13 protein-coding genes are annotated in these 13,873 nt (G+C 45.3%); 4 read left to right on the forward strand and 9 right to left on the reverse strand.

Annotated elements, in window-relative coordinates; genetic code table 11:
• Positions 1-72 precede the first annotated feature (72 nt).
• Positions 73-564 carry a DNA-deoxyinosine glycosylase gene (locus ACT6R0_RS15630; RefSeq protein ID WP_444654585.1) on the reverse strand — a complete coding sequence of 164 codons (492 nt, stop codon included), beginning with the start codon at positions 562-564 and terminating at the stop codon, positions 73-75.
• Positions 565-747: 183 nt separating this feature from the next.
• On the opposite strand from ACT6R0_RS15630, the gene ACT6R0_RS15635 reads away from it, so the two are divergent.
• Positions 748-1,425 carry a YciE/YciF ferroxidase family protein gene (locus tag ACT6R0_RS15635; protein WP_444654587.1) on the forward strand — a complete coding sequence of 226 codons (678 nt, stop codon included), beginning with the start codon at positions 748-750 and terminating at the stop codon, positions 1,423-1,425.
• A 46-nt stretch (positions 1,426-1,471) separates the two neighbouring features.
• Here the strand turns inward: ACT6R0_RS15635 and ACT6R0_RS15640 are convergent, their stop codons facing one another.
• Positions 1,472-2,293 carry a hypothetical protein gene (locus ACT6R0_RS15640; protein WP_444656318.1) on the reverse strand — a complete coding sequence of 274 codons (822 nt, stop codon included), beginning with the start codon at positions 2,291-2,293 and terminating at the stop codon, positions 1,472-1,474.
• Positions 2,294-2,571: 278 nt separating this feature from the next.
• Here ACT6R0_RS15640 and ku point away from each other — a divergent pair, with 278 nt between their 5' ends.
• The 3 genes from ku (at position 2,572) to ACT6R0_RS15655 (ending at position 7,311) form a co-directional block, all read left to right on the forward strand.
• Positions 2,572-3,357 (forward strand): non-homologous end joining protein Ku, encoded by a 786-nt coding sequence (gene ku / locus ACT6R0_RS15645; RefSeq protein WP_444654589.1) that lies wholly within the window; start codon positions 2,572-2,574, stop codon positions 3,355-3,357.
• Positions 3,358-3,404: 47 nt separating this feature from the next.
• Positions 3,405-6,032: a DNA ligase D gene (ligD, locus tag ACT6R0_RS15650; protein ID WP_444654590.1), complete on the forward strand. Its 2,628-nt coding sequence runs from the start codon at positions 3,405-3,407 to the stop codon at positions 6,030-6,032.
• A gap of 85 nt (positions 6,033-6,117) precedes the next feature.
• A complete protein-coding gene (locus ACT6R0_RS15655; protein WP_444654591.1) occupies positions 6,118-7,311 on the forward strand; it encodes a S41 family peptidase in 1,194 nt (397 codons plus the stop codon).
• Positions 7,312-7,551: 240 nt separating this feature from the next.
• On the opposite strand, the gene sucD is transcribed toward ACT6R0_RS15655, so the two are convergent.
• The 7 genes from sucD to lpxD form a co-directional block, all read right to left on the reverse strand.
• Positions 7,552-8,424: a succinate--CoA ligase subunit alpha gene (sucD, locus tag ACT6R0_RS15660; RefSeq protein ID WP_444654593.1), complete on the reverse strand. Its 873-nt coding sequence runs from the start codon at positions 8,422-8,424 to the stop codon at positions 7,552-7,554.
• Positions 8,425-8,538: 114 nt separating this feature from the next.
• On the reverse strand, positions 8,539-8,901 hold the full coding sequence (locus ACT6R0_RS15665; protein ID WP_444654594.1) for a nuclear transport factor 2 family protein: 363 nt from the start codon (positions 8,899-8,901) through the stop codon (positions 8,539-8,541).
• A gap of 2 nt (positions 8,902-8,903) precedes the next feature.
• Positions 8,904-9,833 carry a UDP-3-O-(3-hydroxymyristoyl)glucosamine N-acyltransferase gene (locus tag ACT6R0_RS15670; RefSeq protein ID WP_444654595.1) on the reverse strand — a complete coding sequence of 310 codons (930 nt, stop codon included), beginning with the start codon at positions 9,831-9,833 and terminating at the stop codon, positions 8,904-8,906.
• 127 nt (positions 9,834-9,960) lie between these two features.
• A complete protein-coding gene (efp, locus tag ACT6R0_RS15675; protein WP_444654597.1) occupies positions 9,961-10,527 on the reverse strand; it encodes an elongation factor P in 567 nt (188 codons plus the stop codon).
• 100 nt (positions 10,528-10,627) lie between these two features.
• Positions 10,628-11,419, reverse strand: a complete 792-nt coding sequence (lpxA, locus tag ACT6R0_RS15680; protein WP_444654599.1) for an acyl-ACP--UDP-N-acetylglucosamine O-acyltransferase — start codon at positions 11,417-11,419, stop codon at positions 10,628-10,630.
• 11 nt (positions 11,420-11,430) lie between these two features.
• Positions 11,431-12,819, reverse strand: coding sequence for a bifunctional UDP-3-O-[3-hydroxymyristoyl] N-acetylglucosamine deacetylase/3-hydroxyacyl-ACP dehydratase (locus ACT6R0_RS15685; RefSeq protein WP_444654600.1), 1,389 nt, complete (start codon positions 12,817-12,819; stop codon positions 11,431-11,433).
• 12 nt (positions 12,820-12,831) lie between these two features.
• Positions 12,832-13,857: a UDP-3-O-(3-hydroxymyristoyl)glucosamine N-acyltransferase gene (lpxD, locus tag ACT6R0_RS15690; RefSeq protein ID WP_444654601.1), complete on the reverse strand. Its 1,026-nt coding sequence runs from the start codon at positions 13,855-13,857 to the stop codon at positions 12,832-12,834.
• Positions 13,858-13,873: the final 16 nt, after the last annotated feature.

The following is a 13,873-nucleotide window of genomic DNA, read 5'->3' on the forward strand; positions in this document are numbered from 1 at the left end:
GGTACTTTACTTCCTAATTGACAAACCACATTTTGTTCTCCATTAACCAAACCCCCTGAAAGATCCTGTCGCTCATTCAACCAATGCCGACAGGATCTTTTGTTTCCACTCGGCAAGTTTTTCTGCAAAAGACTTGGTGGCATTTGCACCGCTTGGCGATGGAAGTGTTCCATAAGCGATCCCCTGCTTTCTCCCAACGTATTTATCATAGTAGGCAGCAGCATTTTTACTTGAAAAGAATACATGTCTTATATTAGCATGGCGCTCGTAAAATCCTTCAAGATCATTAGGTATTTCCTTTTTTATATTGCTGTCAAGGCTTCCCTCCCGTTCGCACCCTGCAAGCACATCCCAGACAGCGATCCTGTGCCTTTTCAGCAGATCAAGTTTCAGGTCGTAATCCTGCGTCAGCTCTTCATTAAATAAGGTAAAGAGCAGCTTCCAGAACTGGTTGCCGCGGTTGCCGTAATATTCCTGTAGTTCCAGCGACTTCTCACCCGGCATAGTACCGAGGATCAGGATCTTGGAATCATCATTTACCACAGGATCAAAAGACATTATCATCAGGATGTAATTTTTTTGTTTAAATATATAACGTTCCGATATTATTTTAATATCACTGTAACACAGATGGTTAAAGTATTGTTACAAGATGATCATTTAAGTTTTCATTAATACCTCACGGTTATTCATTACCTAATTTTGTTAAGAGCAATAAGCCAATTTATCAAAAATACTAATAACATCATGAAAACTGTAACTAAAACAACTGCCAAAGGATCAACTGCCGCTTCAAAGGCAAAGGCTACCGGCACAGCATCCAGATCGGCAACCCAAAAAACAGCCGCAGCCGCTTCTAAAGCCAGTGCTGCAAAAAGCACAACCGCAAAAGCACAGGTAAAAGCAAAACGCACAGCTGCCGAAGGCCTTCGCGAACTTTACATTGATAGCCTGAAAGATATTTACTGGGCAGAAAAAGCGCTTACTAAAGCATTGCCTAAAATGGCTAAGAATGCTACAACGCCTGCCCTGAAAGCCGCTCTTGAAGAACACCTGACCGTAACCGAAGAGCAGATCGCACGGCTTGAAAAAGTATTTGAGCTTGCGGGCAAAAAAGCTGTAGCCAAAAAATGCGAAGCAATGGACGGCCTGATAAAGGAGGGACAGGATATCATGGAAAGCACAGAGCCGGGGCCTGTGCGTGATGCCGGTATCATTGCTGCCTCACAAAAGATCGAGCATTACGAGATCGCTACTTATGGTACCATTTGCGCCTTTGCCAAAACCCTTGGAGAGGAAGAGGCCGGAGCACTTTTACATACAACTCTCGAAGAGGAGAAACAAGCTGATCTGACACTTACGGAAGCCGCCTATAACACCATAAACTTTGATGCTGCTGATGCAGATGACAGTATGATGGAATAATGCAGCAGCATTCTTGCAAGATGGGGCCCGAAAGAGCCCCATTTTTTTATAGCCTGAAGATCCCTCCTACAGAGAGCATCTTTTGAAAATAACCGAAATGCTGGGATGCCCTGTCGGCTCCCTGATGAGTGGTACGGATATCGGGCATATTGATATATCCTGACCTGAACTCACCCAATATGAAAAAGTGCCTGAACAAGGTTATATTAATGCCTGCTTCTACCGAGATGCCATAACCGGATACATGGAAGTCATCGTGGCGGGTCTTGCTCATCACTTTTGCATTCGTCTTAGGGTATAAAAAGCCTCCATAAACACCTTCAGTGAGGTTGAGCTGGACAATATCGGTATTGTTTATGCCGAGATACTTTGAAAGATCATCTATCCGTGATATGCCAACATTAACAAAGTTCAGCCCGTCGGTGTGCTCAAAAGTCAGGAAATCCTCGGTCAGTACTCTGGGCACATTATTGTATGTACCGTTGAACTGCGAACCGGCCTCATCTTCCGGCAGGTCGATATAGCCATTCATCCTCACGGTCTTGTTCTGTGTCATTACATATTTCATATGGTCTACACCAAGGCCGATACTGTAATGATCGGAAATGTAATAGCCGATACGCGCATTGGTTTGCGGGATGGTCATGCGGCATGGATTAATATAATCAATACTCCATCCTTTCGGCTTATCATGAGCTTCAACATTGTAAAGCGTATAATTGTAGCCATTACCGGTAAAATTGATATCGGACTTTGTATAGCTCTCCCGGTTACCGCCCCAGTAAATGAAGAATTTACCTTTATTATGTGCTGTATAAAGTTCGTCGGGATCTTCTTTAGTACCCTGCGCTAATGCAGGGATCGTCATTGTAATTAAAAGCAAAAGTGCTTTTAGAATTCGGAAGTACATCTCTAAGCGGTAAAATTATATAATAATATAGGTAAATGATGTAACATCTTACCTTTTAATTTTCAGTATGCAAATGTCGATAATAATTCTGTATTAACAAGATATTAATATTAATAAACTGACAATTAACATTTCATGAAGAATTTATGGCGATCGGTGTGAAAGGAGTATTAAAAGCCTTGCAATATGCATCATTACTATATAACTTTAAGAGTCATAAACTTAAATAAAAGACTATGAAAGCATTATGGAAAGGCAGCATCTCCTTTGGGTTGGTGCACATACCCATCAAATTATACAGCGGTACACAGACCCACCGCATCGCGCTGGACATGGTGCGCGAAAAAGATAAGTGTGCCATCCAGTACGTACGCGTTTGCAAAAAGGACGGCAAGGAAGTCCCTTGGGAAGATATCGCCAAAGGCTACCGCAAGGAAAACGGTGACTATGTAGTATTGGATAAAAATGATTTTGCCAAAGTACTGCCTGAAAAAACGCAATCGCTTGACATATTCGAGTTCATCAATGAAGATGAGATACCATCAAAATACCTTGAAAAGCCATATATCACAGAACCTGCTAAGGAAGCAAAGAAAGTGTATGCATTGCTGAGGGAGGCACTGCGCAAATCCGGAAAGGTCGGCTTATGTAAATTCGTGATGCGTACCACCGAGCATTTAGGGATATTGAAAGTGGAGGACGATGCCATATTGCTGATACAGATACGCTTCCAGGATGAACTGCGTAATCCGGATGAAGCTGAACTGATCCCTAAGGACATTAAGATCACCAAGAAAGAACTGGACATGGCGATGAGCATTATCGACCAGCTGACGGATAAATTTGATCCGTCCAAATATAAAGACACCTACAAGGCTGAGCTGATCAAGATGATAAAGAAAAAAGCATCAGAAAAGCCGGGTAAAAAAGAGCCCGCGCCAACCAAACGCAGAAAAACGCCGGCCGCCAAGGACGACCTGCTGGAGCAGCTGAAAGCCAGCCTTGCCGCGATTAAAAATTAAAACATACTTTCACTGCGAGCGCAGTCGAGAAGCATAAATAACAAAACATGAAACTAACCGAATACAACCGCAAGCGCGACTTTAAAAAAACGAAAGAACCCAAAGGTGAGGTTAAAAGTTCGGGAAAAGAATTACGCTTTGTGGTGCAAAAGCACAATGCCTCCCGCCTGCATTACGACTGGCGCCTGGAGATCGATGGTGTTTTAGTAAGCTGGGCCGTACCTAAGGGGCCTATTGCAGACACCTCGGTAAAACGCCTTGCGATGCACGTAGAGGACCACCCTATGGATTACATTGACTTTGAAGGCACGATACCGAAAGGCCAGTACGGCGGTGGTACGGTAATGGTATGGGATACGGGCACCTATCTCGCTGAAGGGTCAGATAATGTGGCAGAAAGCGAAAAGCTGCTTAAAAAGATGCACAAGAACGGCAACATCAAAGTGGTGATGCAAGGTAAAAAGCTTAAAGGCTCTTATCATTTGGTACGGATGGGCGGTAAGCAGGACGAATGGCTCTTGCTGAAAGGTAAGGATGAATACGCCGATGAAAAAGAATTCGATCAGCATTCTGTCCTGACAGGAAGAACGTTGGAAGAGATAGAAATTGATAAGAAGTCGGATATCTGGCAAAGCGATAAAGAAGAAAAGAAAAGCTTTCACGGTGACTCAGACCATATTTTGGATGAAGTACCTACGGACAATTCAAATTTGAAGTCTCACGCACCGGCTTTTACTGCCGAAGACGTAGCTGATGCCAAGGTGCGAAAAACATTCCCAAAGGATTGGAAGCCACAGTTGGCTACGCTTGCAAATGAAATTTTTGACAGTGAGGACTGGGTTTTCGAGAACAAATATGACGGCTATCGTGCCCTTATACAAGTACATAAGGGGAAAGTAGCGCTTGTTTCGCGCAATGGGCTTTCCTTCAATGCAAAATACAAAGGATTGGTCGAAGCTTTCGGCATCATTAAAGATGATATCATACTGGATGGTGAGATCGTAGTAGAAGATGAAAAAGGCCTCAGTCATTTCCAGTGGCTGCAGTACTTTGCAGAAAACCCCGACCGTGGCAAATTAAAATGCTATGTGTTCGATATCCTTTACTACAATGGCTACGACCTTACGTCCCTTGAACTCCTGCAGCGCAAGCGGATATTGGAAGCCGTGCTGCCGCAAACGGATGAGATCATATACTCCGGGCATATTGCAGGCAACGGCACAAATGCGCTTAAGGAAGCCAAAAAAAGAGGTGGCGAAGGGCTTATTGCCAAAAAGATCACATCACGTTACCATGTAGATAAACGAAGCAAAGACTGGCTTAAGATAAAGGTGACCAAGGAGCAGGAAATGGTCATAGGCGGCTTTACAGAGCCGAAGGGTTCGCGCAGCGGGTTTGGATCACTACTGTTGGGATATTATGAAGATGGCAAGTTGCAATATTCAGGGAAGGTCGGTACAGGGTTTAACGAGGATTCTCTAAAAGATATGTACAATAAGCTGGTAAAGCTGGAGCAGAAAACCTGCCCATTTGCCGTGAAGCCTAAAGAACCGAAAGTCCATTGGATAAAGCCGGAACTCGTAGCACAGATAAAGTACTCCGAATGGACAGAGACCAACAGCCTGAGACATCCTGTGTTCATTGCCTTGCGTAATGACAAAAAGCCAACAGAGGTTACCCGGGAAATTCCGAAACAGACAGAAGCCATTGTCCCTGAAAAGGATATGATCCCTAAAAAGGCAACTTCGGCGAAGGCCAAAACAAAAAAAAAGATGCAAAGCAAAACAGGCTGGGACACGGACAAGGTAGAGATCACAAACCCTGACAAGATCTTTTGGCCGAAGGAAGGCTATACCAAGGGTGATGTTATTGCGTACTATGATGCAATGGCCGACTGTGTACTGAAATACATACAGGACAGGCCACAATCATTGCGCCGTACGCCTGACGGTATCAAAAGCGAGGGTTTTTTCCAAAAGGACATGGCAGGGAAAGCGCCATCCTGGGCTAAGACTCGCAAGATAAGATCCTCTTCTAAAGGAGAGTCGATAGAATACCTGATCTGTAACGATAAGGAAACCTTAATGTACATGGCCAACCTGGGCTGTATCGAGATCAACCCCTGGAGCAGCCACGTGGGCACCATAAACAACCCTGATTATATCATCTTCGACCTCGACCCGAACAAGGCAACGCTAAAAGACCTCATCACGACAGCCAACAAAGTAAAGGAAGTATTGGACAGCCTTGGCATAAAAGGTTACCTGAAGACATCAGGCGGCAAAGGGCTGCACGTATTTATACCGATCATGCCGAAATATACCTACGACCAGACACGTGATTTCTCACATTTGATCAGTCAGGCCGTAAATAAGGCATTACCTAAGATCACCAGCCTGGAGCGCATGCCAAAGGATCGTGAAGGCAAAGTGTACCTCGACTTCCTCCAAAACGGAAAAGGCAAGACCATGGCTTGCGCATACTCCCTACGGCCACGTGAAGGCGCTACCGCAAGCGCGCCATTAGAATGGGAGGAACTCAATGAAAAAGGTTTTGACCTGAAGAACTATAATATCAAAACGCTGCCGGAACGCGTGAAGGAAAAAGGTGACTTATGGGCAGATCTATTTGATAATGCAGTTGATCTGAAAACGGTACTGGAGAAGCTAGGGTAATTTGTGAACCCGACCAAACTGATCATAGTGTATGTAAATACCAGTACATTATCTTTTGTATTTTCTTACATTTGCTAAAAAAGCAATGCGCCCTGATAAGCTACTCATCTTTGTCATACTCCTGTTAGCCCAAACACTTTTTGCCCAAAGCAAATACCATGAGGATTTCCTGGAGTTTTGGAACGACTACGATAAACACTATGCCTATTTTGAAAAACAGGGCATCGACTGGGATAAGGTAAAGGAGATCTACCTCCCTCAAGCCGATACGATAACGCACGACTGGTATTTTGTACAGTTTCTGGAAAGTGTGGTGAATGAGCTCCACAACGGCCATGTATCCCTAAATCTTAGCCTGCCAATATCCAACAAGATCATTCCCAGTGGTGCTGATATTTTTGCTGAAAAGAAAGGTAATAGCTTTTTCATTGCTGATGTAAAAACTGGTTCCAATGCAGGGTCCTCAGGGATAAGACCCGGTATGGAGGTGGTAAGATTTAACGGTCGGCCCATACTTCCACAATTGCAGAAATTCCTGCCTAAGTTTACCAACGAACATAACGAAGCGATGTATTCTTATGCGCTTAATATGCTGCTGGCGGGAAAGCACGATACCAAAAGGGTATTTACCGTTATTGCTAACGGTAAAGAAAAAGAATTCCAACCCGATAGCGAAACGATACGGCCAAGCACAAGTTTATTGCAATACGAGATACTGGATGGCAACATCGGCTACATAAAGATCAATAACTCCCTTGGCAACAATGATCTTATAAAAGAATTCGATATCGCCCTAAAAGCATTAATGGGAACAAAAAGCCTTATCCTTGACCTGACCGACACACCGGGCGGCGGCAATACAACCGTGGCGCGCGGCATCATGGGGCGCTTTACCGATAGGGAACTACCCTACCAAAAGCACGTCATTGATGAAAAAGAATTTGGCACAGTACGTTCGTGGGTAGAGTATGTAACCCCGCGAGGCAGCACCTACAAAGGCAAATTAATTGTAATGGCCGGCCATTGGACGGGCAGCATGGGCGAAGGCATGGTGATAGGTTTTGACGCCATGGAACGCTCGCAGACCGTAGGGACAAGGATGGCAGGGCTGCTTGGCGCGATCTATACATTTAAAATGAAGAATACCGGCTATGGCTACCAGATCCCTTATGAAAGAATGTACCATGTGAACGGTACGCCAAGAGAGGATTTCGTACCAGCCTACCTGACCAAAAATAGCATCGAAACGAAGGATAAAGCTTTGAAACTGGCAAAGTGATACTGGCATAATATACATTTTCACTCTTTAGGTGCTGGCCTCTGCAAAAAGTATAATTCTTATGGTTTAAGGGAATGCAGCTACGCTAAAGCAACCCCTCAAGGATTACCTTTTAGCCCGGAGCATCGCTTCCTGACTAAGGGGCATCTTGATTAGCGTAGTCCTTTTAGGGTATTACCTAAGCCTCAATAAAAAAGGCCATCCTTACGGACAGCCTTTAGTTATCTTGGACCGGGAAAATTATCCCAATACTTCTTTTACTTTTTTGCCTATTTCTGCAGGAGAGTCAACAACGTGGATGCCGTTTTCCCTCATGATGCGTTTTTTGGCTTCAGCTGTATCGTCAGCACCGCCCACGATAGCACCCGCGTGGCCCATTGTACGGCCTTTAGGAGCAGTTTCACCGGCGATGAAGCCAATTACAGGCTTGCGGTTACCGTCAGCTTTTACCCACTTGGCAGCATCAGCCTCAAGCTGTCCACCGATCTCACCGATCATGATGATAGCTTCAGTTTCAGGATCGTTCATCAAAAGCTCAACAGCTTCTTTAGTCGTAGTCCCGATGATAGGATCGCCACCGATACCTATAGCCGTTGTGATGCCAAGGCCCTGCTTCACCACCTGGTCGGCCGCCTCGTATGTAAGCGTACCTGATTTTGAAACGATGCCTACTTTGCCTTTTTTGAAAACAAAGCCCGGCATGATGCCAACCTTAGCTTCTCCCGGAGTGATAACGCCCGGGCAGTTAGGGCCTATAAGTCGGCAGTCTTTTCCTTGTATGTAATCATAAGCTTTGATCATGTCCGCAACAGGGATACCTTCAGTGATGGTTATGATCACTTTGATGCCTGCTTCGGCAGCTTCCATAATTGCATCGGCAGCAAAGGCCGGCGGAACGAAAATGATGGTAGTATCAGCGCCAGCGATCTCAACAGCGTCCCTTACGGTGTTGAACACCGGACGGTCAAGGTGCGTAGTCCCGCCTTTACCAGGGGTAACGCCGCCAACAACATTAGTACCGTATTCTATCATTTGGGTAGCGTGGAATGTACCTTCGCTTCCTGTAAATCCCTGTACAATTATTTTGGAATCTTTATTTACCAGAACACTCATGATATGTTTTTTAAATTATTTTTAAATGGTGACGCAAAAATAGGACTTTTGCAATATATAATATAGCTTTTAAGTCGATTTTTATAAAGATATTTTTACGAAAATGGTATTTCGCTAACCTAGCTGGCTCATCAGGTAGCCGTTGTACAGCTTACCGTCCTTTACCTCCCATATAGCTATAAAATGTGCCAGCACCATCTCCTCGTGGGGGTTTTCGAAAGCGTTCACATAATGCGTATAGCGCACCGATACCGCATCGCCATCAGCAATGATGTGGGTGATGTCCAGCCTGGAAGCACAATAAGATTTTTCAAGCTCTGCCGTAAGCGCCAGTATGTCGCTCTTTTCAAGCTGCAGGTAGCCCTTGGAGCTGTGCCACTTCAGTGTCATTTCATCATGAAGGAAACGCGCAATGCCTTCCCTCGTCCTGGAGGCACCGGACTCATAGTATTCGGTTACAAGCTCTTTTGCGGTCATGCTTATTTCAGTTTTTCGAATAGTTCGGGAATTCGTTTTACGTTGGCCATTTGCTTCAGGGTCTCGCGCGATTCCTGTGCCGGTGTGCCCCAGTAGGTCTTGCCACCTTCGATCGACTTGCTAACACCTGCCTGGGCATGTACAATGGCTTTGGTACCAATGGTAATGCCGCTGGCACTTCCTACCTGCCCCCAGATGGTCACTTCATCTTCTATCACCACACAGCCCGCAATGCCGGTCTGTGCCGCGATAAGGCACTTTTTGCCAACTACGGTATCATGGCCAAGGTGTACCTGGTTATCAAGCTTTGTCCCTTCGCCAATAATGGTATCGCCTGTAACACCCTTATCGATCGTACACAGTGCACCAATGCCTACATTATCGTGGATCACCACACGCCCGCCGGAAAGCAGCTGATCGAAGCCTTCAGGGCGTTTTTTGTAATAAAAGGCATCTGCGCCAAGCACAGTGCCAGCATGGATCATGCAATTGTCGCCAATAATGGTGTTATCGTAAATGGCTACATTGGAATGGATAAGGCAATTCTTGCCGATCTTTACATTGTTGCCAATGAAAGCATTGGGCTGTATGATCGTCCCCTCTCCTATCTCAGCTGATGGCGAAATGGAGGCATTGGACGACATGAATGGCCTGAAATGCCTGGTCAGCTTGTTGAAGTCCCTGAATGGGTCGTCCGAAATGAGCAGCGCCTTTCCTTCGGGGCAGTCAACCTCTTTATTGATAAGCACGATGGTCGCTGCCGACCGCAGTGCTTTATCGTAATATTTAGGATGGTCTACGAACACGATGTCACCTGGCTCCACCACGTGGATCTCGTTCATGCCGTGTACCGGAAAGTTATCATCGCCTACATATGCTGTACCAATGATAGCCGCGATCTCTTTTAAAGGATAGACTTTTGGAAACTTCATTTTTCTTTTTGTGGATTTGGTTATGTGTGGATGCGGTAATTCGTTTATTCGTGGATCCGGTAATTCGATCATCTGTGAACAGACATCCTCAAAGCCAAATAACCAGATCCATAAATAACAAAATAAACTATTCCTTAACGCGCTCCATATAGTGGCCGGTAGCCGTATCGATCTTGATCTTGTCGCCTTCGTTGATGAAAAGCGGTACGTTGACCGAAGCGCCTGTCTCTACCTTTGCCGGTTTTGTAGCATTGGTCGCAGTATTGCCTTTCACGCCCGGCTCTGCATAGGTAACTACAAGTACTACAGAAGCAGGCATATCTACTGATAGCGGCGCATCTGTTTCAGTATTCCATATTACCATTACGTTCTCGCCTTCTTTCAAAAGGTCCGGAGCGTCAAGAATATCTTTATGCAGCGATATCTGCTCATAGGTCTCAACATGCATGAAGTGATATTGGTCGCCTTCAGGATAAAGGAACTGGAACTTATGTGTCTCAACCCTTACATCGTCAATTTTATGGCCTGCAGAGAAAGTATTGTCAAGTACTTTACCATTAGTAAGGCTCTTTAGTTTTGTCCTTACGAACGCCGGACCCTTACCCGGTTTTACGTGTAGGAATTCGATGATCTTATAAATATCATGGTTAAATTTGATACATAACCCGTTCCTGATATCTGATGTACTTGCCATTTTTCTTAGTTTATTTGTTTTTTCTGTTAATTCGGTTATTTGATAATTCGGTTATTTGGATTCGAATCAACAAATCAACAAATAACCAAATCAACTCTTTTTATTCTTTATTTCCGCCTGTATAGCCTTTCATTACACCGCGGGGAGAGTTGCGTACCGACATGATTATCTCGTCACGCTCAGGTGTTGCCTCCATCTCGGCCTCGATGATCTCAAGCGCCTGCGATACGTTGTAATTTTTTTGATACAAGATGCGGTATATGTTCTGTATCTCGGTAATTTTCTCAGGTGAGAAACCACGTCGGCGAAGCCCTACGGAGTTAATACCCACATAGCTCAACGGCTCGCGCGCGGCCTTTACATACGGCGGCACGTCTTTACGTACAAGCGAACCGCCTGTCACGAAAGCATGATTGCCAATGGTAGAGAACTGGTGTACGGCCACCATTCCTGCAAGTACCACATAGTCGCCAACGGTGATGTGGCCTGCCAGATTGGTATTGTTGGAGAAGATGCAGTAGTTGCCCACAAAACAGTCGTGTGCCACGTGCGAGTAAGCCATGATGAGGCAGTTCTTGCCAATAATGGTCTTCATCCTGTCGGATGTTCCCCTGTTGATCGTAACGCACTCCCTGATGGTAGTGTTGTCACCTATTTCGGCAGTTGTGTCCTCTCCCTGGTATTTAAGGTCCTGTGGTGGCGCGCTTATTACGGCACCCGGAAATATGTTGCAGTTCTTACCTATCCTTGCGCCTTCCATGATGGTAACGTTGGATCCTATCCAGGTACCTTCTCCGATCTCCACATTATTGTGTATGGTCGTAAAAGGCTCGATCACCACATTTTTGGCGATCTTAGCGCCCGGATGTACATATGCTAGCGGTTGGTTCATTTACTTTGCTTTTAGTTTGTTCTGGCAATTTGTGCCATTAGTTCTGCTTCGGCAACGAGTTTGCCATTGGCGTAGGCATGGGCCTGCATGTGGCAGATGCCCCTGCGTATCGGCGATATAAGGTCGCACTTAAATATGAGCGTATCGCCCGGAAGCACTTTATGCTTAAATTTCACATTATCGATCTTCATAAAATAAGTCAGGTAATTCTCCGGATCCGGCACAGAGCTCAGGATAAGGATACCTCCCGTTTGGGCCATAGCCTCGACGATAAGAACTCCTGGCATTACCGGTGCACCCGGAAAGTGGCCCACGAAAAAGCTTTCGTTCATGGTCACGTTCTTAAGGCCTACCACATGGCTCTCGTTCATTTCAAGGATCTTGTCTATCAAAAGGAAAGGCGGTCGGTGCGGCAGGATGCTCATGATCTTGTTTATATCCATCAACGGCTCCTTATTCAGGTCATATGTGGGCACGTAATTACGCTGCTCGATCTTGATGAGTTTGGACATTTTCTTAGCAAATTGCGTGTTCACAAAATGGCCCGGCTTGTTGGCTATCACCTTTCCGCGGATGCGGGTCCCTATCAGGGCAAGGTCGCCAATTACGTCAAGCAGCTTGTGGCGTGCGGCCTCGTTAGGGTAATGCAGCGTCAGGTTATCAAGGATGCCGTTAGGTTTTACCGTGATGCTTTCCTTTCCGAAAGCTTTCTTGAGGTTCTCCATCGTATGTTCAGAGATCTCCTTATCAACATACACAATGGCATTGTTAAGGTCGCCGCCTTTTATAAGGCCATTATCCAGCAAAGCCTCTAATTCATGAAGAAAGCTGAAAGTCCTGGATTCTGATATCTCTGCTTTAAAATCGCTGATGTGCTTCAGGGTAGCGTTTTGTGTGCCCAATACTTTAGTACCAAAGTCAACCATTGTAGTTACCTGGTATTCATCGGCAGGCATCACTATTATCTCGCTGCCGGTAGCCTCATCTGTATAAGAGATAACTTCCTTCACGATATATTCGATACGCTCTGCATTTTGCTCCACTACGCCTACTTTCTCTATGGCTTCCACAAAGAATTTAGACGAACCGTCCATGATCGGCGGCTCAGATGCGTCAAGCTCTATGATAACGTTGTCCACGTCGCAGCCCACAAAAGCGGCAAGTACGTGTTCTGAAGTCTGTATCTTGACACCTTTCTTCTCAAGGTTGGTGCCTCTTTGGGTATTGACAACATAATTGGCATCAGCCTCTATAACGGGCTGACCTTCCAAATCTACCCTAACAAAAGTATACCCGTTATTTATTGGAGCCGGTTTAAAGGTCATTGTTACTTCCTTGCCTGTGTGCAGGCCGACACCCTTGAGGGATATTTCACTTTTGATTGTGGTTTGTTTAACCATTACCTATACTGTTTATTGTTTGTTTATTTTCTGTTTGATATCTTCAATGTCCGATACGATCTTAGGGAAATTCCTAAAGTGCACATAGGATTTATTGAAGTCGTTGTACGCCAGTGCCGGGCTTCCCTGAATAATCTCGCCATCAGGAATGCTTTTACCCACACCCGATTGCGCCTGGATGCGTACATTATTGCCTATTGTAATGTGCCCGACAATACCCACCTGCCCGCCAATGACACAGTTCTTCCCGATCTTGGTAGACCCTGCCACACCGGTTTGCGAAGCAATTACTGTATTTTCACCTATGGTTACATTATGGGCTATCTGTATCTGGTTGTCAAGCTTAACGCCTTTCTTGATGATGGTCGAACCCATTGTGGCCCTGTCCACTGTTGTACACGAGCCAATATCAACGTTATCCTCAATGATCACGTTGCCTATCTGTGGTATCTTGGTATACGACCCGTCCTCGTTCGGCGCAAAGCCAAAACCGTCCGACCCAATGATAGAGCCGGAATGTATCGTGCAGTTGTTGCCTATTTCGGTTTCAGAATATACACGTACGCCGGCAAACAATATGGTATTGTCACCAATGACCACATTATCGCCCACAAAAGTATTAGGGTATATTTTTACGTTCTCGCCAATTTTTACATTCTTTCCAATGTAGCAAAAGCTGCCAAGGTAGAGCCCGTCGCCATAGGTAGCGCCTTCGGAAATAACCGATGGCTGCTCGATACCGCTCTTCATCAGCTTGACCTGGTTGTAGTACTCCAGTAATTTTGAGAAGGACTGGTAGGCATCATCCACCTTGATAAGTGTAGTGGTAAGGCCGTTCTCAGGCTCAAAGGACCTGTTCACAATGGTAATGGTCGCCTGTGTGGAATATATATAGGGCAGGTATTTGGGGTTGGCCAAAAAGGTAAGCGACCCATCGGTGCCTTCCTCTATCTTGGACAACTTATAGACTTCTGCCTGCGGATCACCCACAACATCGCCTTCCAGTATGCCTGCTATCTGTTCTGCTGTAAATTTCATCCCGACAAAAATATAA

It is taken from the genome of Flavobacterium sp. (genome assembly GCF_052437795.1).
GTDB lineage: Bacteria > Bacteroidota > Bacteroidia > Flavobacteriales > Flavobacteriaceae > Flavobacterium.